Consider the following 26,600-nt stretch of genomic DNA (forward strand, 5'->3'; position numbering starts at 1 on the left):
GCGCCACCCGTTGCGGTGAGGCGCTGGGGGAGTCTCTGCGGAGCAGTTGTGAGCATTATGGTGCCAGGAGGGATCGTTTCAGTCACTGGGTTGGCTGATAAAGATCGGTGACGCACGGGTGCCCGCCCGCCGTCGCGGCGGGCGGGCACCTGGGAGACGTGCTCAGTCCTCCACCGGGATCTGCTGGACGGGTACCGCGGCGGCCGCCGGGGCGGCCGGGGCCGGCTCCTCCTGCCCGCTCATGGTGCCGATGATCTGCCGGGCCAGGCCGAGGCCGGTCCCGCCCATCGTGAGCGCCTTGGTGAACAACTCCCCCACGCCGTCCGCACCGTTGAGCAGCACCATGTGCTCGACGTTGGCGAAGGACTCCGAGGCGGCCAGCACGATGTCCGGCCACTTCTCCGCCAGCTCCTGGGCCACCACCGAGTCCGGGTTCTCCGTCAGGGCCTCCGCCCTGGCCTTGATCCCCTCGGCCTTGGCGAGCCCGATCGCCTTGGCCGCCGCCGCGTCGGCCAGACCGCGGGCCTCGGCGGACGCGGCCTCGGCCCGGCCGGTGGCCAGGGTCGCCTCGGCGGACGCCAGCCCGCGAAGCTTGGTGGCGTCGGCCTCCGCCTCGGCCGCGACCCGGACCTGGCTGGCCTCGGCCGCCGCCTTCAGTTCGGTCTCCCGGGCCTGCGCCTGCGCGGCGGAGATCCGGGCGTCGCGGTCGGCCTCGGCCCGGGTCCGGGTCTCGTAGGCCTTGGCGTCGGCCGGCTTGCGGACGTCGATCTGGAGCTGCTGTTCCTTGCGGCGCGCCTCCAGCTCGGCGACCCTGGTCTCCTGGACCACCACCTCCTGCCGCGAGGCCGCCTCGGCCAGCGGACCGGCCTGCTGGGCACGGGCGTTGGCGGTGTCCCGCTCGGCCTGGTAGGCGGACTGCTGGATCGCGCTGTCGCGCGTCGCCTCGGCCTTGCGGGCGGCGGCCTCCTGCTCCGCCTCGGTGGCCATCCGGTCGGCCACGGCCTGCGCGATCCGCGCGTCCCGCTGGACGGCGGCGGCATGCGGGATGGCGAGGTTCTTGATGTAGCCCGTCGGGTCGATGATCTCCTGGATCTGCAGGGTGTCGATGATCAGCCCGAGCTTCTCCATCTCCAGCCCCGAGGCGGCCCTGGTCTCCCCGGTGAGCCGTTCGCGGTCGCGGATCATGTCCTCGACGGTGAGCCCGCCGACGATCGAGCGCAGGTGGCCGGCGAAGACGTTGTGGACGCGCTGGCTGATCAGCTTCTGCTGGTCCAGGAAGCGCCGGGCGGCGTTCGCGATGGAGACGTCGTCGTCGCCGATCTTGAAGATCACCACGCCCTTGACCCGGACCGGGATGCCCTGCGTGGTGACGCACTCGACGTCCAGCTCGGCCTCGTTGAGGTCCAGGGACAGCCGGCGGACGCCCTGCAGGCCCGGCGTCACGAAGGTTCCCCGGCCGGTGACGATCCGGAAGCCCAGCCCGTCACCGACCCCCTCGGTCTTGTGCCGGGAGCCCGAGATGATCAGCGCCTCGTTGGGCTCGGCCACCCGCCACATGAGTTTGAAGAGTGTGATGCCCAGCAGCAGCACCGCGGCGGACGCCCCGATGATGATGAACAACATGGTTCAACTCCCCCTTCCGGCGCATGAGATGCACCGGTTCGGATTGTCCGCTCGGTGCAACCCGAAGAGAAGGGCGAGAACATGACGGACTGTCACAAGCTCGTCACGGCGGTGACGTGGCCCGTCAGGGAAGCACCGGGGCCACGTAGACCGTCCTGGGCGGCTGGTACTCGATCACCACCACCGGCGTCCCGACCGGCAGTCGGTCACCCGGCACGGCCAGGTAGGCGAGGAACGCCTCCGTCCCCTGGCGCTCCGGAACGTGCACCATCACCTCGCCGACCAGTCCCGCCCCGACCGCCCCGGACACCCGGCCCGTGCTCCCGACCACTACGCCCTCCCTCGTCGCCCCGCCCCCCGCGTGCAGCCAGTCTGCCCGGCCGGGGCCCCGGCGGTGGCCCCGCGGCCGGAATCGCCCGGCCGTGGACCCCCTCTGGACCAGCGGCGATCCGCTCGCTACGGTGTTGGACGTCATGCGCAGGCAACACCGCCTGCGGACACGGGAGCTCGGAGCACCGGGCTGAGAGGACGCTGACCGGTACGTCGCTGGACGTGCCGACCGCTGCGTCGACCGCAGGAACCTGACCGGGTAATGCCGGCGTAGGGAGTAGAGGTCTGATGACCACGTTCGACGCACAGCCGCAGTCTGCCCAGAACCCCGCCGTCAGCAGCGCGGGCACCGGCTACCCGACCCCGGCCTGGCGCAAGGCGTACCGCGACGGGTCCCGCCCCGACCTGCGCGTGCCGTACCGCGAGGTCGTGCTCACCAACGGCAAGAGCGTCCCGCTGTACGACACCTCCGGCCCGTACACCGACCCGTCGTACGAACCCGACGTCCGGCGCGGGCTGCCCGCGCTGCGCGACTCCTGGATCCGCCAGCGCGGCGACGTCGAGGAGTACGACGGCCGCGAGGCCCGCCCCGAGGACGACGGGATCAAGCACACCTCGCCGCGCGGCGGGAACCTGCGCAACCTCGACGCCGTCTTCCCCGGCCGCCCCCGCCGCCCGCTGCGCGGCCGCGACGGCGCCGCCGTCACCCAGCTCGCCTACGCCAAGCGCGGCATCGTGACCCCGGAGATGGAGTTCGTGGCCCTGCGCGAGGGCCTCGCCCCGGAGTTCGTCCGCGCCGAGGTGGCCCGCGGCCGCGCCGTCATCCCGGTCAACGTGAACCACCCCGAGGTGGAGCCGGCCGTCATCGGCACCAACTTCCTGGTGAAGATCAACGCCAACATCGGCAACTCCGCCGTCACCTCCTCGATCGAGGAGGAGGTGGAGAAGATGACCTGGGCCACCCGCTGGGGCGCCGACACCGTCATGGACCTCTCCACCGGCCGCAACATCCACACCACCCGCGAGTGGATCCTGCGCAACTCCCCCGTGCCGATCGGCACCGTGCCGCTCTACCAGGCGCTGGAGAAGGTCGACGGCAAGGCCGAGGAACTCAGCTGGGACGTCTACCGCGACACCGTCATCGAGCAGTGCGAGCAGGGCGTCGACTACATGACCGTCCACGCCGGCGTGCTGCTGCGCTACGTGCCGCTCACCGCTCGCCGCAAGACCGGCATCGTCTCCCGCGGCGGCTCGATCATGGCCGCCTGGTGCCTGGCGCACCACCAGGAGAACTTCCTCTACACCAACTTCGAGGAGCTCTGCGACATCCTCGCGGGCTACGACGTCACCTTCTCGCTCGGCGACGGCCTGCGCCCCGGCTCCACCGCCGACGCCAACGACGAGGCGCAGTTCGCCGAGCTCCAGACGCTGGGCGAGCTCGGCCGGATCGCCCGCGACCGCGACGTCCAGGTGATGATCGAGGGCCCCGGCCACGTCGCGATGAACAAGATCAAGGAGAACATGGATCTCCAGAAGGAGATCTGCGACGAGGCCCCCTTCTACACCCTGGGCCCGCTCACCACCGACGTCGCGCCCGGGTACGACCACATCACCTCCGGCATCGGCGCGGCGATGATCGCCTGGTGGGGCACCGCGATGCTCTGCTACGTCACGCCCAAGGAGCACCTGGGCCTGCCCAACCGGGACGACGTGAAGACCGGCGTCATCACCTACAAGATCGCCGCCCACGCGGCCGACCTCGCCAAGGGCCACCCCGGCGCGAGCGAGTGGGACGACGCCCTCTCCGACGCCCGCTTCGAGTTCCGCTGGGAGGACCAGTTCAACCTGGCCCTCGACCCGGAGACGGCCCGCGCCTTCCACGACGAGACCCTCCCCGCCGAACCCGCCAAGACCGCCCACTTCTGTTCCATGTGCGGTCCGAAGTTCTGCTCGATGAAGATCTCCCAGCAGATCCGCGACGAGCACGGCGACGGATCGACGGCCGTCACCTCGGCCGCCGCCGGCTACGACGCCGAGGCGCTGGCCGGGATGCAGGCCAAGTCGGAGGAGTTCGCGGCCCAGGGCAACCGGGTCTACCTGCCGCTGGCGGACTGAGAGCACCGCACGCGCCGCGCCGCACCGGGAGGCAGGAGGGGGCTTCCCGGCGCGGCGCGGTGCCCCGGTTGATGCCGTCGGCTGGTGGCCGCCTACTCTCGCCAAGAATCGAGTGAGACGCTAGGGCCGTCATGGAGGTAGCTGATAAGGGCTGCCCCCGTGGTTGACACGAACTCCCGGGGAATGGCGTCGGTGCTGACCCATGAGACCTCCGAGTGCTTCTCGGGCTCTCCATTGCTCAGGCTTCCCGACCACTCGTGCGCGACGAACACCACGGTCAGGAAGCCGTTGGGGGCCTCGACGCCTCGGGCGCCGTGGATGACGTGCACCAGCTGCAAGTCATCAGGTGCGACTACGAGACCGGTTTCCTCGTTGAGCTCGCGCACGGCGGTCTGGGTGATGGGTTCGCCGGGCTCGCTCTTGCCGACGGGCAGGTCCCACATGCCTTGCGCGAACTTTGCCTTGGGGCCGCGTCGCAAGAGGGCCACCCGCTGCGTCTCGCGGTCATGGACGATCACGGCGGCAACCAGCAGTGTCATCGACTCCGTGGCGGGCTTGAGCGCGGTGGACTGGTCGGCGGTTGTCTGGGCCACGTACTTCGGTCCCTTCCGGCGGTGCGGCTGTTAGGTCAGTGCCTCGCGTGCGCGGCGTTCCAGGTCAGTCGCTCCTGGGACTCCGCGTCTACGGTAGATCGCTAACTGGGGGCGAATCGACCCGATCGCCTTTCTGGTTCGGTCCGAGGCCATGCCCTCCATGAGGTCGATAGCGCGTCCCCAGGTAGACACGGCTTCATCGGCTCGGGCTTGCGCCGCGAGGCTGTCCCCCAGGTCGGCGTAGGTGAGGGCGTGGACCCGCTTGTACTTCTCGGCGTCCCAGCGGATCAGCGCGGCGCGGTGCTGCTGTTCGGTCCCGGTGTGGTCTTCCAGGTCCGTGAGGGTCCGGGCGGTGTGGCTGGCGACGGTGCCGGCGGCCGGCCCGCTGACGAGTGAGAAGGTCGGCTGTGGGTCGCCATGCCGGGTGAGAGCGTCCTCTGCTGCAAGTAGTGCTCGGGCCGCAGCCGGCTTGTCACGGGTGGCGGCGAACGCCCTTGCATGGGTGATGTGGAGAAGCGCCTCGGTCTGCCCGTCCACGCGGCCAAGGCTGCGGGCCAGGGCGTTTTCGATCAGCGCTGCACAGTGCTGCGGCTGTTTGAGGCTGAGTGCCTGGTGGGCAAGTGCGCGCATCATCCAGCCCGCGTGACCGTGCGGGTCAGCCTCGACGGCGAGTTGGTAGCCGACGCGGTAGTAGTGCTGGGCGGCGCCTTCTCGGCCCAGGTCGTGGTTCTTCCATCCAGCCAGGTAGGCAAGCTCGGCCACGGCTCCGAAGGCCTGCCTTCGGGTGTCCTCGTCCGGGAAGCGGCTGTGGAGCATGGGGGCTGCCGTATCAGCGAGGTAGGCGGTCACGGTGGTCAGGCCGTGCCCTCCGCCCAGCCGCTCGTCCGCCACGCTGAACACCGCCGTGATCTGCCGGACCACCTCGATCTCTTCGACACCGACCCGCGCGGTGGTGGTGCGGGCTCGCATTAGGCGAGAGATCGGCTCGGGGTCGTAGATGAGGGGCACGGCGACCCCAGCGGTGGTGAACGCCGCGATGGCAAGGAAGTTGTGGCGCTCGACGTCCGCGCGACCCAGGATCGCAGCCGCTTCGATCGGATCGGCGCTGCTGGCCAAGGACTCCTCGGGAGCGGCGAACCCGATCTCGGCCAGCGTGATTCGGCGTCCGGCCCGCCTGGAGAGTGCTTCTGCGACGTACTGGCCGACTTGGCCCTCTGGCTGCTGCCTGCCGCTGACCCAATGAGCCACGGCGGACTTGTTGGTCCGGAGGACTTCGCCGTTCTCTGCCCCGATCCGCTTCACCGCGTTGGCGAGCGCCTCGTAGGTCCAAGCTGTGGTTGAAATCGCCTCTTTGAGGCGGCTGTTGGGATCTTTGCGCGTATCCAAGATCAATCCCCCGGCTGGCGCTGTAAACCGCGTAAACCACTCTACGTGCAGGCAGGCATACCGATCGTAGTGCTCTACGGGTTCACTGAACGAGGGAACCCCCGACGGCCTGGGCCGCCGGGTGCGGCTGGTTCGGCCCGGTCGTACATGCCGGTTGACGGCCGCCCGTTCCTGACTCGCTCGCAGATTGGAGGCCCGCATGTCCGTAAGCGTCATCGCAACGCCGGCCGGCAGCTCGGGCGCCGTGCCCATCGAGGTCCCGGCAGTACGGCCTGACGATCTCGGCTGCCTGATGGAACTACCGTGCGTCCCTCAATCTGCTGGGGCGAGACGCGAGTTGGTTCGCATCGCTCTGGCCGCCTGGTCGCTCACCGAGTTGGACGATACGGCCGCGCCGCTGGTGACCGAGCTGGTGGCGAACGCAGCCAAACGCACGGGCTGCACGAAGATCGCCATCTCCGTAACACGGCAGCGGGAGTCCGTGCGGGTTGGGGTCCGGGACTCCTCCAGCGAGGTGCCGCGCCGCACGGTTCCTGCACCCGAGGCGCAGTCCGGGTACGGCCTGGGGCTGGTAGACGCCTTGTCCTCTCGGTGGGGACTGGCCTGGGCGCCATTCGGGAAATGGGTCTGGTTCGAGTTGCGGACGGTGAAGCCGTGACTGCCGAATTCAGCACGGCGCGGGGCTGTCACCGAGGCGAGCACCGTGATCCGGTCGGAGCGGTACTGGCCGGCCTCTGGGCACTCGGGCACGTGATCACCGTGCTCGTCCTCGGCGTCTCCGCTGCACACCAGTTGGACCCTGATCACCTCGGCTCGGCGCAGACTGCCCAATCCGCTCCAGACCGCGAACCGTCGGCCTGACTATCCGCGCCCCAGGGCGCTCACGAACCCCCGGCCCGTCGGAAGGACGCTTCCGGCCGGCTGGGCTGCACCACCCTGCGCGACTGCCCGTCCATCTCCGGGCGAACAGAGCAAATTCGATGGGAGAAGCACATGAGCAGCGACACCAAGCGGGCTCCGGAGGTCACCGCCCTGACGCGGCGGCTGGACCACTCGGTCCCGGACGGCGACTTCGCGCCGGAGGTCACCGCCCTGACGCGGCGGCTGGACCACATGGTCCCGGACGGCGACTTCGCGCCCGTGACCGCGAGCTGATCTCGGCCCTGAAGTGACGCCGCCTCGTTGGGCGGCCTGGCGGGTCGGCTCGGTGTGCACAACCGAGTCGGCCTGCTCTCCTCCTTCCCTGCCTTCTGCACATTCCGTCCAAGGAGAGTCCACCGTGTCGACCACGATTTCCGCCCGCGTTCCGTCCGGTTCCTTCTTCGACCTCACACGCAGTGACCCGGAGTTGGCCCAGCTCCGAGAGACAGGAGCCGAGTGGGCCCTCCCGTTCGCGCTGATGGGCCGCATCCTGCGGTCGGGCACCCGCTACGCGGAGCACGCCCGCGCCCTGCGCAGCGAGCAGCTGACGGTGGCCGGGGCCGCCTTCGACTGGTTCGACGCCGAGTTGCCCCGCGAGATCGCCGCCGACGTGAACCTGGTGAACTACCGGATCGTGGAGCACACCGACGAGCGGCGCACGACGCTGACGGCCGCGCTGGACCGCCTGTCACTGGTCCACCCCGAGGGCTTCGAGCGCATGCGCGAGTTCGTCCGTGGCATGCTCTGGGTGGGCCTCAAGCCCGGCGTCCGCACCTCCTCACTGACCAGTTCCAGTGACCCGGCGCTCCCGTACGTCATCGTGTTCTCCGACAAGGCCCGACACCACATCCCGCCGAACACCGTCAGCACGGCGCCGTCCCCCTTCTTCCTCGCGGAGAACCTGCTGCACGAGGGAACGCACCAGTCGATCGCCCTGCACATCCATCAGCATCAGGTCTTCGCCGACGGGTACTCGTCCGAGACCTCCCCCAAGATCGAAATCGCGTGGCGAGCCGGACAGGGTGTCGCGCGCAACCAGGCGTGGGAGATCGACCGCGCCTTCCACGCGATCTGTGTCTACAACCAGTTGTTGCGGTTCCGCCGCACCGAGCTGGACTGCGACGACCTGACCGCCAACGAGCGCGCGAGCTTCCAGAGCGCCTACGACGAGGGGCTGCCGGCCGCCCGTTACCTCATGCGCGAACTCGAACTCCTGGGTGGGCACTTCACCCCGCACGGGGTGGACCTGCTGACCGGCCTGCGCCAGCAGATCGACCAGCTGTAGTGCCAGGCTGACCGCAACCGAACGAGGGAAGGCCCAGTGCTCCAGAACCTCATCACGCAAGACGAAGACCTGCGGATGGTCCCCACCGACCGGGCCGAGCTGATCGCCGCGGTGGCCCGGCTCCGGGAGGAGTTGTCCACCGGGCCCGAACCCGACCGGACCCGCGTCCTGACCCGGTGGATCGGCATCGCCCAGATGAGCCTGGGGGACCACGGCGAGGCCCACACGTTCCTTCGCCGGTCACTCGAACTCGCCATCGCCAGCGGGAACGTCCGGGCCGTCGTCGCCACGGAACTCAACTTCGGCGACGCCCACCGCTATGCCGGTGACGTCGAGACTGCGGAGACGTTCTACCGCAGCGCCCTGGACACCGCGCGGGACAGGTGCCGGGAACTCCTCGACTTCACGCTCCAGCACTTCGGCAAGCACCTCATGGAGCGCGGCGACCTCGCTGGTGCCCGTGCGCACCTGCAAGAGGCGCTGCGGCTGCGGATCGCCAAGGGGAGCACCGAATTGGTCGAGTCCACGCAAGCCGCGCTCAACCGGGTCGACGCGCTGATCGGCAGCACCCCCGTGTCAGCGCCGGTCGTCGTGGCACCCGAGGAGTGGAGCCGTCGGTGGACGGCTTGGCTCCAGGCCCGCACCACCGTGGGCGACCCGACCCGGTGGCACGACGACCTCGATGTCGTCCGGGACGCGGTGCGGAGCCTCGCCGTGCACCAGCGAGTGCAGCCCCGCCATCTGTGGGACCAGCCGTTCCCCGCCGATCTGATCACCGTCATGGCGGCGGAAGCCGAGAGGGCCCTCAGCGCCGACGGCTACCGACACAACGGCAAGCGCAACGCGGCCGTCGGCGACGCCGCGAACCACTTCGCCACCCAGGTCGACCTTGCCGCGCTCGTGGCCCGCTCCACCGGCCTGGACGTCGAGCAGCCGCACACCGGTGTCTACATCGGCTACACGGAAGGGCAGTCCCTCGACTTCCACGTGGACGAGGCCGGGTTCGGCGAGGCCAATTTGATCATCTGCCTCAAGCGCACCTGCCCCATCGAAGCGGACAAGGCCAGCACCACCGTTTTCATCAGCGCCGCCGGCTACCTCGAATGCGACCTTGGAGTGGGCACCGCTGTCGTCTTCGACGGAGCGCTCACGCCGCACGGCCGGACGCCCCTCGGCACAGGGGAGGGCATCACCCTCATCAGCCTCGGCTTCCGCGCGCGGGACCAGGCCAAGCGCGCCCTTACGGACCTTCCCCCGGTTCCGGCGTAACCGCGCCTGGTCAACCGCCACTCAACGGGCGGCGGACATACCCCTGACCGCCCTCGTCCCCCGCTGGCATCCCCCTCCGGCGGGCTCGACCCCCGCCCCGCAGCCTCGCCAGGCGTTTGCGGGGCGGGGGCTTTTCGCCTCCGGCGAGACGCCGTGTGCGCCGGTACGGAGCCTGCGCCGCTACTCCACCACCCTCGGCACCCTGCGCGGAGCCCGCCGCACCTGGCAGACCGAACAAGCCCGCATCCGCGCCGGACACATCGCCGTCGAGATCGTCTCGCCCTGGAACCCCGAGAACGACTGGGTGGGCAAGCTCCGCGACTATCCGCTGATGGGGATCCCCTGTACCTGCTGGTGGATGCCACCCGGAAGAGCGTCACGCTGTTCGGCGAGCCCGAGGCCGGGCGGTACCGGCTGCGGGAGGAGGCCGATTTCGGGGAGACGGTCCACATCCCGCATCCGTTCGGCTTCGTCCTCGGACACCTCGGTGCTGCTCCCCTACTGAGCCTTCCTACTGGTCGTCCGCGTCCTCGGCGTACCAGCGGAGCTCGACGGTGTTGCCGTCCGGGTCCTGGACGTAGAGCGAGGAGCCGGTGCCGCGGGCGCCGTAGCGGGGGCCGGGGCCGTCGAGGACGGTGAAGACGCCCGAGTCGATGACCTCCTGCCAGTCCAGGGGCTCGACGGTGAGGCAGATGTGGTCGACGTTGGACTCGCCGCGGGGGCGGGAGAACAGGTCGATGATGGTCTCCGCGTTGACCCGGACCGAGGGGAAGGAGACCTTCCCGGCCCGCCACTCGTCGACCCGGACCGGCTCCAGGCCGAGCGGGCCGGTGTAGAACTCCAGCGAGCGCTCGACATCCTGGACGTTGAGGACGAGGTGGTCGAAGGCCTTGATGCGGACGGCGGCCATGCTGGGCTCCCGGGAGGTGGAGTGGTGGTTCCTGGTGACGTCCTCCACGATCCGCTGTTCGGGGGGAGTCATCAACGTCGTTCTGCAATAAGATCGTTGAGTCGGACTCAACGATCGGATGTCGGGGCATGTGGGAGCGGCACGAGATCGAGGCCTTCCTGACGCTCGCCGAGGAACTGCACTTCGGCCGGACCGCCGAGCGGCTGGGCGTCACCACCGGGCGGATCAGCCAGGTGATCGGAAAGCTGGAGCGCCGGGTCGGCGCCCGGCTGTTCGAACGTACCAGCCGGTCCGTCCGGCCGACCGCGATCGGGCTGCGGCTGGCGGACGACCTGGCGCCGTTGGTGGCCGGGATCGGGGAGTCGGTGCGGCGGGCGGTGGAGGCGGGCCGCGGGGTGAGCGGGGAGCTGCGGGTCGCCTTCCTCGGCGAGTGGACCGCACCACTGCTGCTCAAGGCCGTCCGGCTGTTCGGGGAGCGTCACCCGGGCTGCCGGGTCGAGGTGCGCGAGGTGCAGCTCTTCAACTCCCGCCCGAGCCTGCTGGACGGCTCGGTCGACCTGCTCATCGCCGCCTACCCGTTCGAGGGCGACGGCCTGGTCTGCGGGCCGGTGCTGCTCTCGGAGCGGCGGGTCCTGGCGGTGTCCGCCGGGCACCCGCTGGCACGGGAGGAACAGGTCTCGGCCGAGGTCCTCGGCGACCACGCGGTGGTGCAGTACCCGGAGGTGACCTCGGCCGGGTTCAAGCGGGACCGGACACCCGACCTCACACCGTCCGGCCGGCCGGTGCCGAAGGGGCCGGTGGGCAACACCTTCTCGGAGATGCTCACCCTCGTCGCCCTGGGCCGGGGCGTGCTGCCGGTCGGCGAGCACTCACGGCGCTACTACCCCCGGCCCGACCTCGTCTACGTGCCGATCCACGACGCGCTGCCGATCGTGCGGGGGCTGGTCTGGCGGGAGAGCAACACCACCGAGCGGCTCCGCGCGTTCGTCCGCGCGGCCACGGAGGCCGCCGCCACGGAGGATGCCGCGACGGAGGATGCCGCGGCGGCCGAGTACAGCTAGCGCGGGCCGGGGAGGAGCCGGCCGGGGAAGATCCTCGCGGGCCGGCACGTTCGGACGGGGGACGTCGGGGCCGAGGGGCGTCGACGACGAGGGACAACGGGGACGAAGGGGGACGGGATGTCTCAGCGGATCACGGCCGTCGCGGTGCTGCGGGCCAGGGCGGGGCGCGAGGAGGAGATGCGGGCGCAGGCCCGGTCCATGGTCGAGCCCAGCCTGGCGGAGCCGGGCTGCCTCTCGTACCGCAACTACGTGGACCCGGACGACCCGCGGGCCTGGGTGGTGCTGGAGGAGTGGGAGTCGAGGGAGGCCTTCGAGGCGCACCTGGCCAGCCCGCACCTGGCCCGCTCCCTGGAGCGGACGGCGGAACTGCTCGACGGCCCGCCCGAGGTGAAGGTGCTGACCGCAGCGGAGTGAGCCGCGCCGGGGCGAGCCGCGCCGGAGTGAGCCGCGCCGGGGCGAGCCGCGTCGGGGTGAGCCGCGCCGGGGCGAGCTGCGCCGCGACCCGGCCGCGGAGGGCGCGGGCCCTCCGCGGCGGTGCCGGGCCGGGCCGGGGTCAGACGTCGTCCGGGCTGGTGAAGGCCGGGCCGGTGTAGCCGGGGCCGGTGAAGTCCGGGGTCGTGAAGGTGGCGGTGCGCGGCTCCCGGCCCTCGGGGTCGGTGAGGCCCTCGGCACCGGGGCTGCTGAAGCCCGGCCCGGTGTACCCGGGGCTGCTGAAGTCCGGGCTGCTGTACTCGGGCCGGGGCGCGTCGGGCCCGGGTGTGTCGGGCCGGCGTGCGTCGGGCCGGGCCGGATCCCCGGCCTGTGCGGGGACGGCGGCGGGCGTCGGTGGTGCCGGCTCGGCGCGCAGGGCGGCGTGCAGGTACGGCAGCAGCGCCCGGTCGCGCAGCGCGCGCTGCCACTCGCGGCGGGCGTCGGCCAGCTCGGCCGCGAGGTCCGGATCGGCCCCGGCCGGGGCCGGCACGGTGGACCCGTCGCGCAGGGCGGTGAGGATCAGCCCGACGATGCCCACCACCATCGCGACCACTCCGGCGGCCAGGGCGACCCAGCCGGCCGTCAGCAGCGAGCGGGCCAGGGCCGGCTCGGGGTCGGCGGCGCGCAGGACGTACCCGAGGAGCAGCAGGACGAGTGCGGCGGCCCAGGCGAGGATCGGGGTGAGGACGGTGAGGACCGGGAAGAGCCCGGCGCCGCCGCTCCCGGAGCGCAGCTGGGTCAGCAGCCCGGGTGCGCCGGGTTCGCCGTCGTGGGCGGCCGGGGGTGTGCTGCGCAGGCTCTCGCGCAGCCGGAGGTAGTGCTCGTACTCGGTGGCGGCCGCGGCCGCGACGCCGTCGGCGGCGCGCAGGGCCTGGATGCGCAGCTGGTCGCCGGTGAGGGCGCCGGGCGTGCGCAGGGCGGTCAGGATGGTGCCGTCACGCAGTGCGTCGTCGAGGATGCGCTCGAAGTCCGGGCGGTCCTCGGCGAGCAGGTGCGGGGCGTTGTTCATGGGGACCCCGTTCATGCGGAACCCGGTTCGCTCGGGCCCGCGGGGTGCGCTGGTGCGGGCACGGAGACGGTCCGCCACACGGGCGGCCGGGTGTGGTGTGCCTCGATGGTAGGGGCGGGTGCGGTCGCGCTGACAGTAACTTTCCGGAATTTCGCGCCCCGGGCCGCGCGTGCGGCCCGGGGCGAGCGCCGGGAACGGGTGTTCAGTTGACGGGCAGTCGGGCCACGAGCAGGCGTCCCTCCATGGTGACGCCGCCGTCCATCGCCACCGCGAGGTCGTCCGCGTAGATGTACGGGCCGGGGATGTGCGGCGGCGCGCCGTCGTCCGCGTGCACCGCGCCGGTGAGGTACGGGATGGGGCTGTGACCGTGCACGACGCGCGAGCCGCCGTAGGTGTCGAGCAGCTCGTGGACGGCGGTCGGTCCGCCGTCGCCGCGGAAGGCGAAGCGCTTGGTGAACCGGCGGAAGCAGTCCCACCACTCGTCCACGCCCTCGTCGGCGAGCAGGTCGTGGACGGCGTCGTTGACCTCGGCGATGGACTCGCCGTACTCCAGGTACGCGGTGGTGTCGGAGTGCAGCAGCAGGTGGCCGTCCTCCAGCGCGATGGCGGGGAGCCGGGAGAGCCAGCTGACGTGGTGCGCCTCCAGCCGGTCCAGGTCGTGCTGCTGTCCGCCGTTGAGCCGCCAGGCGGCGAGGAAGGAGGCGGTGCCGGCGGTGGACTGGACGGGCTCGTCGCCGTACCGGGCGGCGCCGAGGAAGAGCAGTTCGTGATTGCCCATCAGGGCCCGGCAGTAGCCGCCGGCGGCGGCGGCCTCGGCGGCGAGCTGCATGACCAGGTCGATGACGCCGATGCCGTCGGGGCCGCGGTCGGTGAAGTCGCCGAGGAACCAGATCCGGGAACGGCCGGCGGACCAGTGGCCGTCGGCGTCGATCAGGCCCTGGTGGCGCAGCTCGGCGAGCAGCTCGTCGAGGTAGCCGTGCACGTCGCCGACGACGTAGAGCGGGCCGGGCGGCTCGTTCGGGGCGGGCGCGGGGTACGGGTGGTACGGCAGGCCGGGCTCGGGGAGCGGGGGGCCGAGCTCGATGGTCGGCGGGTCGTCGACCTGGTGCGCGGGCGAGGGCATGTCGGGGAGCGTCGGCTCGTACCCGGGGTGTGCGGCCTGCGGGCCGTGGGCGCCCTGCGGGTCGTGGTGGTCGTGCTGGACGTGGTGGTCCTGCTGCGCGTGGGCGCCCTGCTGGGTGTGGCCGTCGTGCTGGGTGTGGCCGTCGTGCGGGTGTCCGGTGGCCGGCCAGTGCTGTTCGAGGTACCGGGCGCCGCCGTAGCCGCTGTACGTCTCGGACTCGTACGCCGCCTCGGCGTACCCGGCCGGCTCCGGTTCGTAGTAGGTGCCGTAGGGCAGCACGTCGAGGTCCGGCTGGTGGCGGGGGCCTGAGTCCGGGTGTTCAGGCCCGGGGAAGCGGTCCTCGGGTGTCATTCGCCCATCATAGGAAGACCACTCTCCCGGCGTCGTCACCTGGTGGGTATCCAATCCTCCGGAGCGTCAGCCAGGTGGTCCGTCAGGTCCGATTTGTCCCGGCTGGGTATGGTCTAGACCCCCGTTGGGCCCGTCACGGCGCGGGGTACGGGCGGCCCGCCCCGGCGTGCACCCCGGGCGGGTCCGGGACACCCGCACGCGGGCCCGGGGCACGCCCACCAGGGCCCGCGGCGCACCTACACCTCGCCCGGCGGGCGCGGCGGGCTGACCGTGGTGCGCGGGCTCCGGCGCTGGGAGGAGGCGCGGACGATCAGCTCGGTGGGCATCAGGGTGCCGGGCGGCGGGCCGTTGCCGGCGGTGCGGAACCGCGGCGGGAAGAGCCGGGCGATGTCGACGCCCGTCCCGGAGTCCACCCCCTCGATGGCGTCGATGAGCAGGTTGACGACGGTGGTGCCGATCCGCCGGGGCTTGAGCGAGAGCGTGGTGATCGGCGGCTCGGTGGCCGCGTACACGTCGCTCTCGCTGCAGCAGACCAGCAGCAGGTCGTCCGGTACCCGCAGGCCGTACCGGCGGGCGGCGGCGAGCAGGTCGGTGCCGTTGGGGTCGAAGAGCCCGTAGACGGCGTCGGGCCGGTCGGGCCGGGCCAGCAGCCGGTCGGCGGCGACGGCGCCGGCGGCCGGGTCGTGCGCGGGGTAGGCCTCGTAGACCGGCTCCTGGCCGACCTTGGCGCACCAGCCGAGGTAGGCCTCGGTGGAGAGCCGGGTGTAGGTGTCGGTGCTGGTGCCGGTGAGCAGGCCGATCCGGCGGGCGCCGGCCTCGGAGAGGTGGTCGAGGATGCCGAGCACGGCGGCCTCGTGGTCGTTGTCGACCCAGGCGGTGACCGGGCAGTTCCCGGGCTTGCCGTCGCTGACCACCGGGACGCCGGACCGGTACAGCTCGCTGACCAGCGGGTCCTGGTCGGGCGGGTCGATCACCACGGTGCCGTCGAGGGCGATGTTGCCCCAGACGTCGTGCCGGGAGGAGGCGGGCAGCACCACCAGTGCGTAGCCGCGGCCGAGGGCGGCACTGGTGGCGGCGCGGGCCATCTCGGCGAAGTACGCGAACTCGGTGAAGGTGAACGGCTCCTCGCCGTAGGTGGTGACGGTCAGTCCGATCAGGCCCGAGCGCCCGGTGCGCAGGGTGCGGGCGGCGGCCGAGGGGCGGTAGCCGAGGCGCTCGGCGACCTCGCGCACGCGGCTTCTGGTCTCGTCGGGCAGGCGGCCCTTACCGTTCAGCGCGTCGGAGACGGTGGTGATCGACACTCCTGCGGCTGCTGCCACATCCCGGATGCCGGCCCGCTCCAGACGCCGTGAGGTGGTGGGTCGCCGACCGCTCTGGTTGGCTGCTGCTGTCATGGCGGACCGATCGTATGGCTCCTGACAAGGGTCTGTGACCGGCGCATCGGGGGGCCTTGGAGATACGTTTCTCCATGAGTGAGCCCGTGTGCGCCCCTTCGATACCCGCACGAAACCAGCCGTCTTACCTCTGACATGTGCCAAAGGAACCCGGCAGAATGGCTGATCTGCGCCCGTCACCCGACCGGGCATCTCACTCCTACGGGTGAGCGGCGGTCGGTATCGTTCAGGGCACCCGACCGGGGTGGTCCGGGTGCGTCGCGAGTTCCCGGGTACGACGGCGATCCCGTCCGAGCCGGGCGCGGACGCACCGGAGGCAGCTCGAAGCGGCGAGAGGGCCGCGAGCTCGACCGAGTGGAAGAGAAGGAGCAGGACCGTGAGTGGAACGGCACCGCAGGGGCCCCGGCTGAGGCCGACCCTGGATGGCATCCCCACCTACAAGCCCGGCAAGCCGGCCGGCGCCGACGCCTACAAGCTGTCCTCCAACGAGAACCCGTACGAGCCGCTGCCCGGCGTGCTCGACGCGGCGGTGAAGGCGGCCGGCTCGTTCAACCGGTACCCGGACATGGCGGTCACCGGGCTGACCGCCGAGCTGGCGCAGCGCTTCGGCGTCCCGGCCGAGCACATCGCCACCGGCACCGGCTCGGTCGGCGTCGCCCAGTCGCTGATCCTCGCCACCGCCGGCCCGGGCGACGAGGTGATCTTCGCCTGGCGCTCCTTCGAGGCCTACCCGATCATCACCCAGGTCGCCGGCGCGACCCCGGTCCCGGTGCCGCTCACCGCGGGCGGTGACCACGACCTGGACGCGATGCTGGCGGCCGTCACCGACCGGACCCGGCTGATCTTCGTCTGCAACCCCAACAACCCCACCGGCAACGTGATCCACCGCGCCGAGCTGGAGCGCTTCATCGACGCCGTCCCCGCCGACGTCCTGGTGGTCGTCGACGAGGCGTACATCGAGTTCATCCGCGACCCCGAGGTCCCCAACGGCATCGAGCTCTACCGCGACCGCCCGAACGTGTGCGTGCTGCGCACCTTCTCCAAGGCGTACGGCCTCGCGGGCCTGCGGGTCGGCTTCGCGATCGCGCACGAGCCGGTGGCCACCGCGCTGCGCAAGACCGCGGTGCCGTTCGGCGTCACCCAGCTCGCCCAGGACGCCGCCGTCGCCTCGCTGCGGGCCGAGGAGGCCCTGATGGTCAGGGTCGAGGCGCTGGTCGAGGAGCGGACCCGGGTGGTCGCCGGGCTGCGCGCCCAGGGCTGGGAGATCCCGGACTCGCAGGCCAACTTCGTCTGGCTGGCGCTCGGCGAGCGCTCCCAGGAGTTCGCCGCCGCGTGCGCCGAGGCCGGCGTGATCGTCCGCCCGTTCCCCGAGGGCGTCCGGATCTCGATCGGCGAGGCCGAGGGCAACTCGATCTTCCTCGCGGTGGCCGAGGCCTTCCGCAAGACGATCGAGGGCTGACCCGGCCCGCACGGTTTCACGAAGGGGCGCACCGTTCGACGGTGCGCCCCTTCGTCGTCCCGTGGCGCCCCCTGCGGCGTCCGCGGTCGGGCCGTCCCTGCCGTCCCTGTTCCGTCGAGTCGTGCCGCCTCCGTGCCGCCCCCGCGCCGTCGTGCCGCGCGGCCCCCGCGCCGCTCTCGTTCCGTCCTTGTTCCGGCTTGTGGCGGCAGGGCGCCGTCCGGTGCCGGTCCGGCGCCGTCGTGTCCGGATGCTGTCCTGATCCGGTATCAGGTGATGCTCCAGGGGCGGTGGGGTCTGTTGAGTCGCTAATGTGTGCGACCGTCAGCCCGGGTGGCCGTCCGGCCGCCCGCCAAACGGGGGAACCATCATCATGTCTTCTCGTCATGTTCTTCTGGCCGTCGTCGCCGCTGCCGCCGCCGTCACCCTGACCGCCTGCGGCCCGGACAACCCGGAGCCGGCCACCACCGCCGCCGGACCCACCCCGGCCAACACCGCCGCGCCCGCGCCGACCGGCGGCGCCACCGCGACCGGCAAGCCCACCGGTGCCGCGCCCGCCACGAGTGCCGCCGCGACCGGCAAGCCCTCCGGCGGTGCGACGGCGGGGGCCGGCCAGGCCGGCGCCGACTGCAAGCCCGGTGAGATGAAGCCCGTCCCGGCCGGACACAAGGTGGTCGTCCTCACCAAGGCCACCACGGCCACGGCGGTGGTCGCCAAGGACGGCGAGTTCACCTGCCAGATGCCCGACCGCGGCTGGTGGCCGAAGGGCGACGACAAGACCTACACCTTCGCGCCCGGCGCCAAGGCGGCGCTGACCACGCTGGACGGCCAGAAGCCGGTCTCGCTGGCCCAGCTGGCCGACCACACCACGCACTGCGTGAACCACGTCAACGACGCGGCCTCCCCGTGCGACCCGGGGACCGATTACGACCTGGCCCTGGACGCCTCCGGCAAGATCACCGCGATCACCGAGGTCCACACCGGGTGACCGTCCGGTCCGCCCCGTCCCCGCTCCCCGACCACTCGCCCCAAGGATCGACCGTGTCCTCTCGCAGAGCCCTCCTGGCCGTCGCCGCCGCTGCCGCCGCCGTCACCCTGACCGCCTGCGGCCCGGGCGACCCGGAGCCGGCCACCACCGCCGCCGGACCCACCCCGGCCAACACCGCCGCGCCCGCGCCGACCGGCGGCGCCACCGCGACCGGCAAGCCCACCGGTGCCGCGCCCACCTCGCCCGCCGCCGCGAGTTCGGCCGGCAAGCCCACCGACGGCGCGACCGGCGGCTGCCTGCCGCCCGGCATCCCGTCCAACCACCGCATGGTGAACCTGTCCAAGGCGGCCACCGCCACCACCGTCCACGCCAAGGACACCACCTACCTCTGCGGCAAGCCGACGGGCGGTTGGATCGACGCGGGCGAGGAGAAGACCTACACCTTCGCGCCCGGCGCCACCGCCAAGCTGAGCGACCTCAACAACATGCTGCACGCCGTCCCGCTCGCACAGTTCGCGGCGCACACCGACTTCTGCCTCAACCACACGTCGGCCCCCGACACCGAGCCCTGCTACGACCGCGGCACCCACGAGATCGTGCTGGACGGTTCCGGCAGGATCACCAACATCGTCGAGGTGGGTCTCGTGAAGCAGGTCGTCACGCCGTAGTACGGGGTCACGCCGTAGCGCGGGTCACGGCAGACGGAGTGGGAGGTCGGCCGGTCCGACTTCCCACTCCGTCGACTTCCCATCCGTCGCCCTGCGGGCGCCTCACCCGCGCCGCAGGAAGAGCGCCGAGGCGAGCGCGGCCAGCAGCACCAGGGCGGCGTTGACGGCGACGGCCCAGGTGACGCCGGTGAGCACGGTGCCCCCCGCGGCCGCCGTGGTGGCGACCGCGCTCATCACCGGGGTGCCCAGGGTGATGCCGACCTGCTGGGTCATCGTGGCGACGCCGGTGGCCAGGCCCTGCTCCTCGTCCGGCAGGCCCGAGGTGGCGGTCACCATGAAGCCGACGATCGCCAGCATGTTGCCCACCCCGCCGACGAAGGTCGCCGCCAGCAGCAGGCCGAGCCAGGCCCGGTCGGCCCCCAGCAGGACGAGCGCCGCCGTCGCGGCCGCCTGGACGAGGAAGCCGGCCAGCAGCGCGCCCCGGCTGCCGAGCCCGCCGATCACCCGGGGTGCGAGGACGCCGCCCAGCACCGTGCCCGCGCCCAGCACGCCGAAGGCCAGACCGGTGGCCAGCGCGGAGAAGCCGAGCACCCGCTGGAGGTAGAGGGTCAGCAGGAAGACCAGCGAGGTCTCGGTGGCGAAGGCCAGCAGCCCGGCTGCGTTGCCCCAGACCACCGTGCGCCGCCGCAGCACCCGGACCGGCACCAGCGGGGCGGCGGCGGACCGCTCGACGAACCAGAACGCCGTCAGCAGCAGCGCCGCCACGGCGAGCGCCCCGAGCGCCAGAGGGTCGCCCCAGCCGTGCTCGCCGGCCGTCGTCAGGCCGTAGACCAGGGCGAGCAGGCCGCCCGTGACGGTGACCGCGCCCGGCACGTCCATCCGGGTCCGCACCTTGGGCCGGCTCTCGGCGATCAGCCGGGGCGCGACCAGCAGCACGGTCAGCGCGACGGGCACGTTGACGAGGAACGCCCAGCGCCAGCTGAGCAGGTCGGTGAGCAGCCCGCCGAGGACGGCCCCCGAGGTGAAGCCGGCCGACATCAGCGCGCCGTTCAGGCCCAGCGCCCGCTCGCGCAGCGGACCCTCGGGGAAGGCCGTGGTGAGCAGCGCCAGCCCGGCCGGGGTGACGGCGGCGGTGGCCAGCCCCTGGGCGACCCGCGCGGCGAGCAGCAGTTCCGGGCTGGTGGCCAGGCCGCCCGCCAGCGAGGCGACGGCGAGCACGGCCAGGCCGAGCAGGAAGACCCTCCGCCGCCCGACCAGGTCGGCCACCCGTCCGAACAGCAGGGTGAAGCCGGCGGCGAAGAGAGCAAAGGACGTGGCGATCCACTGCAGGCCGCCGAGCGTGAAGCCGAGGCCCTGGCCGATCACCGGCAGGGCGACGTTCAGGATCGAGAAGTCCACGGCCAGCATGAACTGGGCGGCCAGCAGGACGACCAGGACGAGGCGCTGCCGGCCGGTCATGCCGGCCGCCCTCACGGCGGGTGGTGCTTCGGACAGGGTGGCGGTCATGGCTCCGCTGCCTTTCGACGGTGGGGGTTCCTCCGGGTACGGCAGCAGCCTGCGCGGCTTCGCGGGGCCTACCCAGACCCCCGCGAAGGGTGGCACTGACAGGGACAGGCTCGGCGGGGCCCGGCCGTGTTCACTGGACGCATGGACAATCCGGCAGAGCTGAGCGAGTTCCTGCGCACCCGCCGCGCCCGGCTGCAACCCGAGGACGTCGGCCTGACCGCGTACGGGACGAGGCGGCGGGTGCCCGGCCTGCGACGCGAGGAGCTGGCCCAGCTGGCGGGCGTCAGCATCACCTACTACACGCGGCTGGAACAGGGACAGGGCCGCAACGTCTCCGACGAGGTGCTGGACGCCGTCGCCCGGGCGCTGCGCCTCGACGCCGACGAGCACGCCCACCTGCGGAACCTGGCCCGCCCGGGCCGTCCGGCGAAGGGCCGGGGCGCCGCCGAGCGCTTCGAACGGGCCCGGCCGGCCGTGCGGCAGCTGATCGCGGCGATGACCGACGTCCCGGCGGTGGCGGTCGGGCGGCGCAACGAGGTGCTGGCCTGGAACCCGCTCGGCCACGCCCTGCTGGCCGGGCACCTCGACGCGGCCGCGCCCGAGCGGGCGGCGGACCGGCCCAACCTCTCCCGGCTGCTCTTCCTCGACCCGCGCACCCGGGCGCTGTACCCCCGGTGGGAGACCGAGGCCCGGGCCCAGGTGGCGTTCCTGCGGCTGGCCGCCGGGCGCCACCAGGAGGACCGGCAGCTGGCGGAGCTCATCGGCGAGTTGTCGATGAAGAGCGCGGAGTTCGCGGAGCTGTGGTCCCGCCACCCGGTGCACGACTGCCTGTTCGGCCGCAAGGAGTTCCGGCACCCGGTGGTGGGGGAGCTGGCGCTGGACTTCGAGGCGCTGCCGCTGCCGGAGGCGTCCGGACACCGGATGCTGCTCTTCAGCGCCGCCCCCGGCACGGCGTCCGAGGCGGGCCTGCGACTGCTGGCGGCCGGTGCGATGGCGGCCTCCCGGATGGCCGTGGACGGCTGGGAGCCCGCGGGGAGTCCGGTGGGTGACTGATCCGGGGTCGGTCCGGGAACGGTGAAGGGGCCCTTCTTCGCACCGCCGTGCGAAGAAGGGCCCCTTCGGGTTCCGTGCGTGCCGGTTAGCGCTGGGGACGCAGCCGGCGCACGGCGATCAGGGCGCCGGCGCCGAGGGCGACGAGGGCGGCGGCGGTGGCGGCGAGGAAGCCGTTGGAGGAGCTGGAGCCGGTGTGGGCGAGCTCGGGGGTGCCGGCCGGCGCGGTGGTGGCCGGGGCCGAGGGGGTGGCGGTCGGCGTCGCGGCCGGGGCCTTGGTGGCGGTGCTGGTCGGGGCGGGCGTGGTCGGGGCGGGGGTCTTGTCCTCGACGGGCTTGGCCGGGGCGGGCTTGGTGCTGGGCTTGGCCGCGGTGGTGGGCTTGGTGTCCGGGGTGCTCTGGGCGCGGGTGACGTTGACGGTCTTCATGTCGGTGGCGCCGTTGGCCTCGCCGCCGGGGCGGAAGGCGTCGGTGACGAGCTGGATCTTGGTGACGCCCTTGGGGGTGCTGGGGGCGAGGGAGTAGCGGAACTTGAAGGTGATGGAGGAGCCGTTGTCCAGGCGCTGGCGCTGGGTGAAGTCGGCGTCGACGGTGTTGGAGCAGCCGGGGGCCGAGGCCAGGTCCTTCCAGGTGTTGGTGTAGTCGAGCCACTGGATGTGGACGTCCGAGGTGCGCAGGGCGGCGGTGCCGGGGGCGTGGATGCCGAAGGTGGGCTGCACGCCGTGGGCGTCGATGCCGGTCTTGTTGGTGACCTTGACGGCGACCTCGTTCCACTTGCCGTCCGCGGCGACGCTGGACTTGCCGGAGACGAAGGCGGCGTCGGGGTTGATCTCGGTGATGCCGGGGCCGCTGGCGGCGGCCTGCGGGCCGCCGAGGCGGGTGTCGCCGCAGGCCCAGGAGCTCTCGGCGGTCATCAGCTGGACGGAGCCGGCGAGGACGACGGTGGCGGCGAGGGTGGCGAGGCGGCGGCGGCCGGAGATCGAGCGGACGTTCTTCGCGATCGAGGGCATAACGGACTTGCGCATGACGTGAATCCCCAGGGTCATGGTGCGGATGGTGTGGTGAAGACGGCCGGCTGCCCGCTGTCGTCCAGCGGTAGCTCCCCCCGGCCTTGCGTTTGCCGGTCTCGCTCTCCGTGCCTTCATCCGTATAGACGTGCATCCCCGCCGGGGGTTGCAGGTGGTTTCAAAACTTTTTTCGGAACCTTCCGGAGGGGCCCGGCAGCGGGGTGGGGTGGCCGGTCGTCCGGCGGGTTGCGGCCGGGGCCGGGGACCGGCGAGGCCCCGGCCCGGGGTGGGCGGGGGCCTTCGCGTGGGCTGCTCAGCCGGGTATGCGGTGCCGGCCGCGGCCGGGGGTGGTGCGGTGCCGACCAGGGGCGGGGCCGGGGGTGGTGGGTGGTGGGGGGAGTTCGGGGCCGTAGTGGCCGGCCTGGCGGGCGATCCAGGCGTACTCACGGGTGCCGTCGGGGAGCCTGCGCAGTTCCCAGCGGCCGTGGCGGGTGATCGGGGACGGGGGCCCGGCGGTGTGGGTCTGGTCGTTGACCTTGAGGGCGGTGACGACGCCGAGGGCGACGGTGGCGATCGCGAGGGCGAGGAGGGCGGCGAACGCCGCGCCGACGAGGAAGCTCGCGGTGCCGGTTCTCATCGGCGGATGCCGATCACGCGGTGGCCGAGGTGGGCGGCGAGGGTGTGGAGGAGCTCCTCGGCCTGCTCGCGGGTGAGCGGCAGGGCGAGCTGCTCGCCGGGTGCGGCGTGGACGTCGAGGTCGACGGCGGCGCGGAGCTGCAGGGCCGCGTCGGGGACGCGTTCGACGGCGAGGTAGTGGACGGTGGTGCGCTCGGTGCGGACGACGGCCTGGCCGGCCCTCGGGATCAGGACTCCCACGACTGCTCCCTCCCCGTGTCGGACAGCAGGTGGAGGAGGTTGAGGAGGGTGGCGACGGGGGCGTGGCCGAAGTTGACGAGGATGCGGCCGTCGACGGTGCTGTGGTGGGTGGTGGCGGAGCCCCACTGGATGCCGAACCCGGCGCCGCGTTCGTGGAGTTCGCGCAGCAGGGCGGTGACGTGGGCGTCGGTGTAGTCGTGCATGCGGGGGTCGTCGGGCGAGAGCGGGATGCGGGGGCCGGTCACGCGGCCACCTCCAGCTCGAACCAGACCACCTTGCCGCCGTGCTTGCGCGCCTCGGCACCGAAGCGGTGGGTGAGCGAGCGGACGAGGCGCAGACCGCGCCCGGACAGCTCGTAGGGGTCGGCGGACGTGCGGGGTTCGGGCAGGTCGGGGCTGTCGTCGGCGACCGAGACCCGCAGGGTCCGGTTCAGCAGCAGGACGACGACCAGGGGCGCCGGGCTGCCGCCGTGGCGCCAGGCGTTGACGTACAGCTCGCACAGGGCGAGTTCGGCATCGTGGATGAGGTCCGGCGGCCAGGACGCGGCGGCGAGCGCGTCCCGCAGCTCGGCGCGGGCGGCGGACCAGTCGGGCGGGTTGAAGGCACACATGAGGAACCTCCGGACGAGGCTGAGTGGAGTGGGATTCGGTGTTCACCGGCGGAATCGTCGCCGTGAGCCAGGCCAGGGCGGGGCTGGTGGATGCCACGCGTGGCTGCTCTGCGGTGCGCGGGCAGCAGGCGCCTACTGCCCCGGAAACAGGCGTTACTGACGATCCATCGGATCGACCTGGGACGACCATAACGCACCAGAACTTAAATTTAGGTAGCCTTCGGTGAAGTTACCTCTCCCGTGGGACCGGTGGCTCGGCTTGAGGGCCGCACGGCACACTGATCCCACGGAAAGCTGAGAGGACGTCATGCCAGGTCGCCAGAACCCAACCTTTCGTCAGCGCCGCCTGGGCGCCGAGGTGAGGAGGATGCGAGAGCAAGCCGGCCTTGGTGGAAGCCAGCTCGCTCGCGCACTCGGCGTGAGTGCCGCACAGGTGACCCAGATGGAGAGCGGGAAGACCAGCGTCAGCGCAGAGCGGCTCCGCACGATCGCCGAAGCCTGTGGCTGTACCAATCAGTCGCTCATCGACGCGCTCGGCAGCATGACGCAGGGCCGAACGAAGGGATGGTGGGAGGAGTACCGAAGCCACCTGCCCGGCATCTTCCTCGAATCCGCGGAGCATGAGGACTTTGCCGCAGGGACGATCAGGGTTTGGACGTCAGCGTTCCTGCCGGGATTGCTCCAGACCAGTGACTACGTGAAAGGGATGTTCGGTCGGAGGATCCCCAGCCTCACGGCCGACGAGATCGATCTACACACCGCCTTCCGCACTCAGCGCAGAAGCGCCTTTCTCCGAAGTCCCCAGAAGAAGTTGGAGGCGTACGTGCACGAGTCCAGCCTCCTCACCCGATTCGGCGGCACCGAAGTCCTGCGCGACCAGCTTCGACGCATGATCGATGACTCCCTCCGGGGCAGCATAAGCATCCGCGTGATCCCCTTCAATGTGCACACCCACCCAGGGCCGATCGAGAGCATCATCTACAGCTTCGGTGAGGTTCCAGAGCTCGATACGGTCGAGATGGAGTCCTCGCGAGGTCCCGTCTTCTTCGACGATCCGAGCGAGCTTGCGTCCTATCGCGCCATCTTCGACCGTATCGAAAAGGCGGCACTCACCGAGGAAGAGTCGCGAAGCATGATCCACGAGACGGTTCGAAACTTGAAAGACTGAGATGTTTCAGAATAAATGGCAGAAGTCGTCCTTCAGTAGCTCCAGTGACAACTGCGTCGAGGTGCGTACAGCCAACGGCCTGGTCGAACTCCGCGAGTCCGACGACGGCGACCTCATCCTCCGCACCGCCCCCGGCAGGTTCGCCACGTTCCTCCAGGGCATCAAGGCCGGCGAGTTCGACCACCACGGCGATCTCGCCTCCTGAACCCCGCTGCGGCCCCTCGCGCGGTTCGTGCGAGGGGCCGCGGCACATCATGATCAGTCGCGTTCGCAGTGACTCGCTCCTTGCGCGCCCCTAACGGGCCGAGAGCGGCAACCTTCTGCCCGGGCGCAGTGCAGCCACCAAGAGTTGGTTCGACATCGGACTCACCGGGGAGACCATGTTTCGTAGGGCTTCCGGGTCTCCGGCTATCCGTTGCTGCTCCAAGGAGGGCGCTCATGTCTCAGCACACCTGGCAGAAGTCGAGCTTCAGTAGCTCTGGTGGTGACTGCGTCGAGGTCCGCACACTGGACGGCCTGGTCGAGCTCCGCGAGTCCGACGACGGCGACCTCATTCTCCGCACCGCCCCCGGCAGGTTCGCCGCGTTCCTCCAGGGCATCAAGGATGGCGAGTTCGACCACCACGGCGATCTCGCCTCCTGAGCCCAGTTGCGGCCCCCTCGCGCTTACCGCGCGAGGGGGCCGCAGTGCACCCTGATCAGCCGCGCTCCCAGCCCTCGACTGGGCCTCGTGTCACTTTCGCCAGAACAGGTGGTGCGTCACGCCGCTCGGGCTGGGCACGACCTCAAGCTGGAACCGGTCGAGCAGCTCGTCGGGTGACTCCCAGAGCCGCAGTCCGGTCCCGAGCTTCACCGGCGAGACCGCCACGTGCATGGTGTCGACGAGGTCGGCGTCGAGGAACTGCCGGATGGTGCTGACCCCGCCGCCGAGCCGGACGTCCTTGCCCTGCGCCGCCTCCCGCGCCTGTTCGAGGACCGCGGCCGGGTCGCCGTCGACGAAGTGGAAGGTGGTGTCGGAGAGCGTGAACGAAGGACGCTCGTGGTGGGTCATGACGAACACCGGGGTGCGGAACGGCGGCTCGTCCCCCCACCAGCCGCGCCACTCGTGGTCCTGCCACGGCCCGCGCTGGGGACCGAACTTGTTGCGGCCCATGATCTCGGCGCCGATGTTGCGCGCGTAGTCCCGCGTGAAGTGGTCGTCGAGGCCCCGGCTTCCCCCGGGGTCGGTGCGCATGGGCCAGCTCGCCGTGGCGCCGGCCCAGGCGAACAGCCTCTCGGGTCGGATGTGGCCGAAAGGATTCTCCAGGCTCTGGTCCTCGCCGGCACCGATTCCGTCACTGGAGACGTTGAAGTTCTGAACTCTCAGGAGCTGAGCCACGTCGTTCCTCCTGCGTTGTCCTGGCCGGGGAACCCGTCCGCGTCCGGCCAGGGG

Annotated in this window: 29 protein-coding genes and 1 riboswitch; of the genes, 14 read left to right on the plus strand and 15 right to left on the minus strand. The window is 71.7% G+C overall.

Annotated elements, in window-relative coordinates; genetic code table 11:
- Window positions 1-162 precede the first annotated feature (162 nt).
- Together J5Y04_RS29955 and J5Y04_RS29960 are read right to left on the minus strand one after the other, a co-directional pair.
- Window positions 163-1,623, minus strand: coding sequence for a flotillin family protein (locus tag J5Y04_RS29955; protein ID WP_209415524.1), 1,461 nt, complete (start codon window positions 1,621-1,623; stop codon window positions 163-165).
- Window positions 1,624-1,747: 124 nt separating this feature from the next.
- Window positions 1,748-1,954 carry a hypothetical protein gene (locus J5Y04_RS29960; protein WP_209415525.1) on the minus strand — a complete coding sequence of 69 codons (207 nt, stop codon included), beginning with the start codon at window positions 1,952-1,954 and terminating at the stop codon, window positions 1,748-1,750.
- Window positions 1,955-2,112: 158 nt separating this feature from the next.
- Window positions 2,113-2,247, plus strand: a riboswitch (TPP riboswitch).
- On the opposite strand from J5Y04_RS29960, the gene thiC reads away from it, so the two are divergent.
- Window positions 2,242-4,068 carry a phosphomethylpyrimidine synthase ThiC gene (gene thiC / locus J5Y04_RS29965; RefSeq protein WP_209415526.1) on the plus strand — a complete coding sequence of 609 codons (1,827 nt, stop codon included), beginning with the start codon at window positions 2,242-2,244 and terminating at the stop codon, window positions 4,066-4,068. (Overlaps the previous riboswitch by 6 nt.)
- Before the next feature lie 92 nt (window positions 4,069-4,160).
- Here thiC and J5Y04_RS29970 read toward each other — a convergent pair whose 3' ends face one another.
- Together J5Y04_RS29970 and J5Y04_RS29975 are read right to left on the minus strand one after the other, a co-directional pair.
- Window positions 4,161-4,661, minus strand: a complete 501-nt coding sequence (locus J5Y04_RS29970) for an NUDIX domain-containing protein (protein WP_307853373.1) — start codon at window positions 4,659-4,661, stop codon at window positions 4,161-4,163.
- A 30-nt stretch (window positions 4,662-4,691) separates the two neighbouring features.
- Window positions 4,692-6,047, minus strand: a complete 1,356-nt coding sequence (locus J5Y04_RS29975) for a tetratricopeptide repeat protein (protein WP_209415527.1) — start codon at window positions 6,045-6,047, stop codon at window positions 4,692-4,694.
- A 199-nt stretch (window positions 6,048-6,246) separates the two neighbouring features.
- Between J5Y04_RS29975 and J5Y04_RS29980 the strand changes: the two genes are divergently transcribed.
- The 4 genes from J5Y04_RS29980 to J5Y04_RS29995 all read left to right on the plus strand — a co-directional run bounded on the left by J5Y04_RS29980 (window position 6,247) and on the right by J5Y04_RS29995 (window position 9,522).
- Window positions 6,247-6,705 (plus strand): ATP-binding protein, encoded by a 459-nt coding sequence (locus tag J5Y04_RS29980; RefSeq protein ID WP_209415528.1) that lies wholly within the window; start codon window positions 6,247-6,249, stop codon window positions 6,703-6,705.
- 335 nt (window positions 6,706-7,040) lie between these two features.
- Window positions 7,041-7,202, plus strand: coding sequence for a hypothetical protein (locus J5Y04_RS29985; RefSeq protein WP_209415529.1), 162 nt, complete (start codon window positions 7,041-7,043; stop codon window positions 7,200-7,202).
- A 124-nt stretch (window positions 7,203-7,326) separates the two neighbouring features.
- The gene (locus J5Y04_RS29990; protein ID WP_209415530.1) at window positions 7,327-8,253 is read left to right on the plus strand and encodes a hypothetical protein; all 927 of its coding nucleotides are present in this window, start codon (window positions 7,327-7,329) and stop codon (window positions 8,251-8,253) included.
- 36 nt (window positions 8,254-8,289) lie between these two features.
- Window positions 8,290-9,522, plus strand: coding sequence for a c-type cytochrome biogenesis protein (locus tag J5Y04_RS29995; RefSeq protein ID WP_209415531.1), 1,233 nt, complete (start codon window positions 8,290-8,292; stop codon window positions 9,520-9,522).
- A gap of 511 nt (window positions 9,523-10,033) precedes the next feature.
- On the opposite strand, the gene J5Y04_RS30000 is transcribed toward J5Y04_RS29995, so the two are convergent.
- Entirely contained in the window at window positions 10,034-10,432 is a 399-nt protein-coding gene (locus J5Y04_RS30000) for a VOC family protein (RefSeq protein WP_209415586.1), read from the minus strand.
- Window positions 10,433-10,560: 128 nt separating this feature from the next.
- Between J5Y04_RS30000 and J5Y04_RS30005 the strand changes: the two genes are divergently transcribed.
- Together J5Y04_RS30005 and J5Y04_RS30010 are read left to right on the plus strand one after the other, a co-directional pair.
- Entirely contained in the window at window positions 10,561-11,493 is a 933-nt protein-coding gene (locus J5Y04_RS30005) for a LysR family transcriptional regulator (RefSeq protein WP_209415532.1), read from the plus strand.
- A gap of 117 nt (window positions 11,494-11,610) precedes the next feature.
- Entirely contained in the window at window positions 11,611-11,907 is a 297-nt protein-coding gene (locus J5Y04_RS30010) for a putative quinol monooxygenase (RefSeq protein ID WP_209415533.1), read from the plus strand.
- Window positions 11,908-12,046: 139 nt separating this feature from the next.
- On the opposite strand, the gene J5Y04_RS30015 is transcribed toward J5Y04_RS30010, so the two are convergent.
- From J5Y04_RS30015 to J5Y04_RS30025, 3 genes are all read right to left on the minus strand, one after another.
- Window positions 12,047-12,988, minus strand: a complete 942-nt coding sequence (locus J5Y04_RS30015; RefSeq protein WP_209415534.1) for a hypothetical protein — start codon at window positions 12,986-12,988, stop codon at window positions 12,047-12,049.
- Window positions 12,989-13,175: 187 nt separating this feature from the next.
- The gene (locus tag J5Y04_RS30020; RefSeq protein WP_305852877.1) at window positions 13,176-14,447 is read right to left on the minus strand and encodes a metallophosphoesterase; all 1,272 of its coding nucleotides are present in this window, start codon (window positions 14,445-14,447) and stop codon (window positions 13,176-13,178) included.
- 236 nt (window positions 14,448-14,683) lie between these two features.
- Window positions 14,684-15,841: a LacI family DNA-binding transcriptional regulator gene (locus J5Y04_RS30025; protein WP_209415535.1), complete on the minus strand. Its 1,158-nt coding sequence runs from the start codon at window positions 15,839-15,841 to the stop codon at window positions 14,684-14,686.
- A gap of 376 nt (window positions 15,842-16,217) precedes the next feature.
- On the opposite strand from J5Y04_RS30025, the gene hisC reads away from it, so the two are divergent.
- The 3 genes from hisC (at window position 16,218) to J5Y04_RS30040 (ending at window position 18,953) form a co-directional block, all read left to right on the plus strand.
- The gene (hisC, locus tag J5Y04_RS30030; RefSeq protein WP_209415536.1) at window positions 16,218-17,300 is read left to right on the plus strand and encodes a histidinol-phosphate transaminase; all 1,083 of its coding nucleotides are present in this window, start codon (window positions 16,218-16,220) and stop codon (window positions 17,298-17,300) included.
- A gap of 370 nt (window positions 17,301-17,670) precedes the next feature.
- A complete protein-coding gene (locus J5Y04_RS30035) occupies window positions 17,671-18,285 on the plus strand; it encodes a hypothetical protein (protein ID WP_209415537.1) in 615 nt (204 codons plus the stop codon).
- A gap of 53 nt (window positions 18,286-18,338) precedes the next feature.
- Window positions 18,339-18,953 carry a hypothetical protein gene (locus J5Y04_RS30040; protein WP_209415538.1) on the plus strand — a complete coding sequence of 205 codons (615 nt, stop codon included), beginning with the start codon at window positions 18,339-18,341 and terminating at the stop codon, window positions 18,951-18,953.
- A gap of 102 nt (window positions 18,954-19,055) precedes the next feature.
- Here J5Y04_RS30040 and J5Y04_RS30045 read toward each other — a convergent pair whose 3' ends face one another.
- Window positions 19,056-20,459 (minus strand): MFS transporter, encoded by a 1,404-nt coding sequence (locus J5Y04_RS30045; protein WP_209415539.1) that lies wholly within the window; start codon window positions 20,457-20,459, stop codon window positions 19,056-19,058.
- 141 nt (window positions 20,460-20,600) lie between these two features.
- On the opposite strand from J5Y04_RS30045, the gene J5Y04_RS30050 reads away from it, so the two are divergent.
- Complete coding sequence (locus J5Y04_RS30050) at window positions 20,601-21,512, plus strand: helix-turn-helix domain-containing protein (protein WP_209415540.1); 912 nt, start codon at window positions 20,601-20,603, stop codon at window positions 21,510-21,512.
- Between the two features lie 85 nt (window positions 21,513-21,597).
- On the opposite strand, the gene J5Y04_RS30055 is transcribed toward J5Y04_RS30050, so the two are convergent.
- From J5Y04_RS30055 to J5Y04_RS30075, 5 genes are all read right to left on the minus strand, one after another.
- A complete protein-coding gene (locus J5Y04_RS30055) occupies window positions 21,598-22,554 on the minus strand; it encodes an LAETG motif-containing sortase-dependent surface protein (RefSeq protein WP_209415541.1) in 957 nt (318 codons plus the stop codon).
- Window positions 22,555-22,828: 274 nt separating this feature from the next.
- Complete coding sequence (locus tag J5Y04_RS30060) at window positions 22,829-23,152, minus strand: hypothetical protein (RefSeq protein ID WP_209415542.1); 324 nt, start codon at window positions 23,150-23,152, stop codon at window positions 22,829-22,831.
- Window positions 23,149-23,391 carry a hypothetical protein gene (locus J5Y04_RS30065; RefSeq protein WP_209415543.1) on the minus strand — a complete coding sequence of 81 codons (243 nt, stop codon included), beginning with the start codon at window positions 23,389-23,391 and terminating at the stop codon, window positions 23,149-23,151. Before J5Y04_RS30065 ends, J5Y04_RS30060 begins: the two co-directional genes overlap by 4 nt.
- Window positions 23,379-23,636 (minus strand): hypothetical protein, encoded by a 258-nt coding sequence (locus J5Y04_RS30070; RefSeq protein ID WP_209413745.1) that lies wholly within the window; start codon window positions 23,634-23,636, stop codon window positions 23,379-23,381. The genes J5Y04_RS30065 and J5Y04_RS30070 overlap by 13 nt, the downstream gene beginning before the upstream one ends.
- Window positions 23,633-24,001, minus strand: a complete 369-nt coding sequence (locus tag J5Y04_RS30075) for an ATP-binding protein (RefSeq protein ID WP_209415544.1) — start codon at window positions 23,999-24,001, stop codon at window positions 23,633-23,635. The genes J5Y04_RS30070 and J5Y04_RS30075 overlap by 4 nt, the downstream gene beginning before the upstream one ends.
- 307 nt (window positions 24,002-24,308) lie before the next feature.
- Here J5Y04_RS30075 and J5Y04_RS30080 point away from each other — a divergent pair, with 307 nt between their 5' ends.
- The 3 genes from J5Y04_RS30080 to J5Y04_RS30090 all read left to right on the plus strand — a co-directional run bounded on the left by J5Y04_RS30080 (window position 24,309) and on the right by J5Y04_RS30090 (window position 25,811).
- Window positions 24,309-25,169 (plus strand): helix-turn-helix transcriptional regulator, encoded by an 861-nt coding sequence (locus J5Y04_RS30080; RefSeq protein WP_256463578.1) that lies wholly within the window; start codon window positions 24,309-24,311, stop codon window positions 25,167-25,169.
- A 1-nt stretch (window position 25,170) separates the two neighbouring features.
- On the plus strand, window positions 25,171-25,374 hold the full coding sequence (locus tag J5Y04_RS30085; protein ID WP_209415546.1) for a DUF397 domain-containing protein: 204 nt from the start codon (window positions 25,171-25,173) through the stop codon (window positions 25,372-25,374).
- A gap of 233 nt (window positions 25,375-25,607) precedes the next feature.
- The gene (locus tag J5Y04_RS30090; RefSeq protein WP_209415547.1) at window positions 25,608-25,811 is read left to right on the plus strand and encodes a DUF397 domain-containing protein; all 204 of its coding nucleotides are present in this window, start codon (window positions 25,608-25,610) and stop codon (window positions 25,809-25,811) included.
- Window positions 25,812-25,901: 90 nt separating this feature from the next.
- Here J5Y04_RS30090 and J5Y04_RS30095 read toward each other — a convergent pair whose 3' ends face one another.
- Window positions 25,902-26,546, minus strand: coding sequence for a dihydrofolate reductase family protein (locus tag J5Y04_RS30095; RefSeq protein WP_209415548.1), 645 nt, complete (start codon window positions 26,544-26,546; stop codon window positions 25,902-25,904).
- Window positions 26,547-26,600: the final 54 nt, after the last annotated feature.

Source organism: Kitasatospora sp. RG8 (assembly GCF_017813315.1).
Lineage (GTDB): Bacteria > Actinomycetota > Actinomycetes > Streptomycetales > Streptomycetaceae > Kitasatospora.

Excerpts from the sequence above, each read along its gene's own strand:
- J5Y04_RS29955 (WP_209415524.1), bottom strand. The coding sequence starts at position 1,623 with ATGTTGTTCATCATCATCGGGGCGTCCGCCGCGGTGCTGCTGCTGGGC.
- thiC (WP_209415526.1), top strand. The coding sequence starts at position 2,242 with ATGACCACGTTCGACGCACAGCCGCAGTCTGCCCAGAACCCCGCCGTC.
- J5Y04_RS29980 (WP_209415528.1), top strand. The coding sequence starts at position 6,247 with ATGTCCGTAAGCGTCATCGCAACGCCGGCCGGCAGCTCGGGCGCCGTG.
- J5Y04_RS29985 (WP_209415529.1), top strand. The coding sequence starts at position 7,041 with ATGAGCAGCGACACCAAGCGGGCTCCGGAGGTCACCGCCCTGACGCGG.
- J5Y04_RS30000 (WP_209415586.1), bottom strand. The coding sequence starts at position 10,432 with ATGGCCGCCGTCCGCATCAAGGCCTTCGACCACCTCGTCCTCAACGTC.
- J5Y04_RS30005 (WP_209415532.1), top strand. The coding sequence starts at position 10,561 with ATGTGGGAGCGGCACGAGATCGAGGCCTTCCTGACGCTCGCCGAGGAA.
- J5Y04_RS30010 (WP_209415533.1), top strand. The coding sequence starts at position 11,611 with ATGTCTCAGCGGATCACGGCCGTCGCGGTGCTGCGGGCCAGGGCGGGG.
- J5Y04_RS30015 (WP_209415534.1), bottom strand. The coding sequence starts at position 12,988 with ATGAACGGGGTCCCCATGAACAACGCCCCGCACCTGCTCGCCGAGGAC.
- J5Y04_RS30020 (WP_305852877.1), bottom strand. The coding sequence starts at position 14,447 with ATGACACCCGAGGACCGCTTCCCCGGGCCTGAACACCCGGACTCAGGC.
- J5Y04_RS30025 (WP_209415535.1), bottom strand. The coding sequence starts at position 15,841 with ATGACAGCAGCAGCCAACCAGAGCGGTCGGCGACCCACCACCTCACGG.
- J5Y04_RS30035 (WP_209415537.1), top strand. The coding sequence starts at position 17,671 with ATGTCTTCTCGTCATGTTCTTCTGGCCGTCGTCGCCGCTGCCGCCGCC.
- J5Y04_RS30045 (WP_209415539.1), bottom strand. The coding sequence starts at position 20,459 with ATGACCGCCACCCTGTCCGAAGCACCACCCGCCGTGAGGGCGGCCGGC.
- J5Y04_RS30050 (WP_209415540.1), top strand. The coding sequence starts at position 20,601 with ATGGACAATCCGGCAGAGCTGAGCGAGTTCCTGCGCACCCGCCGCGCC.
- J5Y04_RS30055 (WP_209415541.1), bottom strand. The coding sequence starts at position 22,554 with ATGACCCTGGGGATTCACGTCATGCGCAAGTCCGTTATGCCCTCGATC.
- J5Y04_RS30060 (WP_209415542.1), bottom strand. The coding sequence starts at position 23,152 with ATGAGAACCGGCACCGCGAGCTTCCTCGTCGGCGCGGCGTTCGCCGCC.
- J5Y04_RS30075 (WP_209415544.1), bottom strand. The coding sequence starts at position 24,001 with ATGTGTGCCTTCAACCCGCCCGACTGGTCCGCCGCCCGCGCCGAGCTG.
- J5Y04_RS30080 (WP_256463578.1), top strand. The coding sequence starts at position 24,309 with ATGCCAGGTCGCCAGAACCCAACCTTTCGTCAGCGCCGCCTGGGCGCC.
- J5Y04_RS30085 (WP_209415546.1), top strand. The coding sequence starts at position 25,171 with ATGTTTCAGAATAAATGGCAGAAGTCGTCCTTCAGTAGCTCCAGTGAC.
- J5Y04_RS30090 (WP_209415547.1), top strand. The coding sequence starts at position 25,608 with ATGTCTCAGCACACCTGGCAGAAGTCGAGCTTCAGTAGCTCTGGTGGT.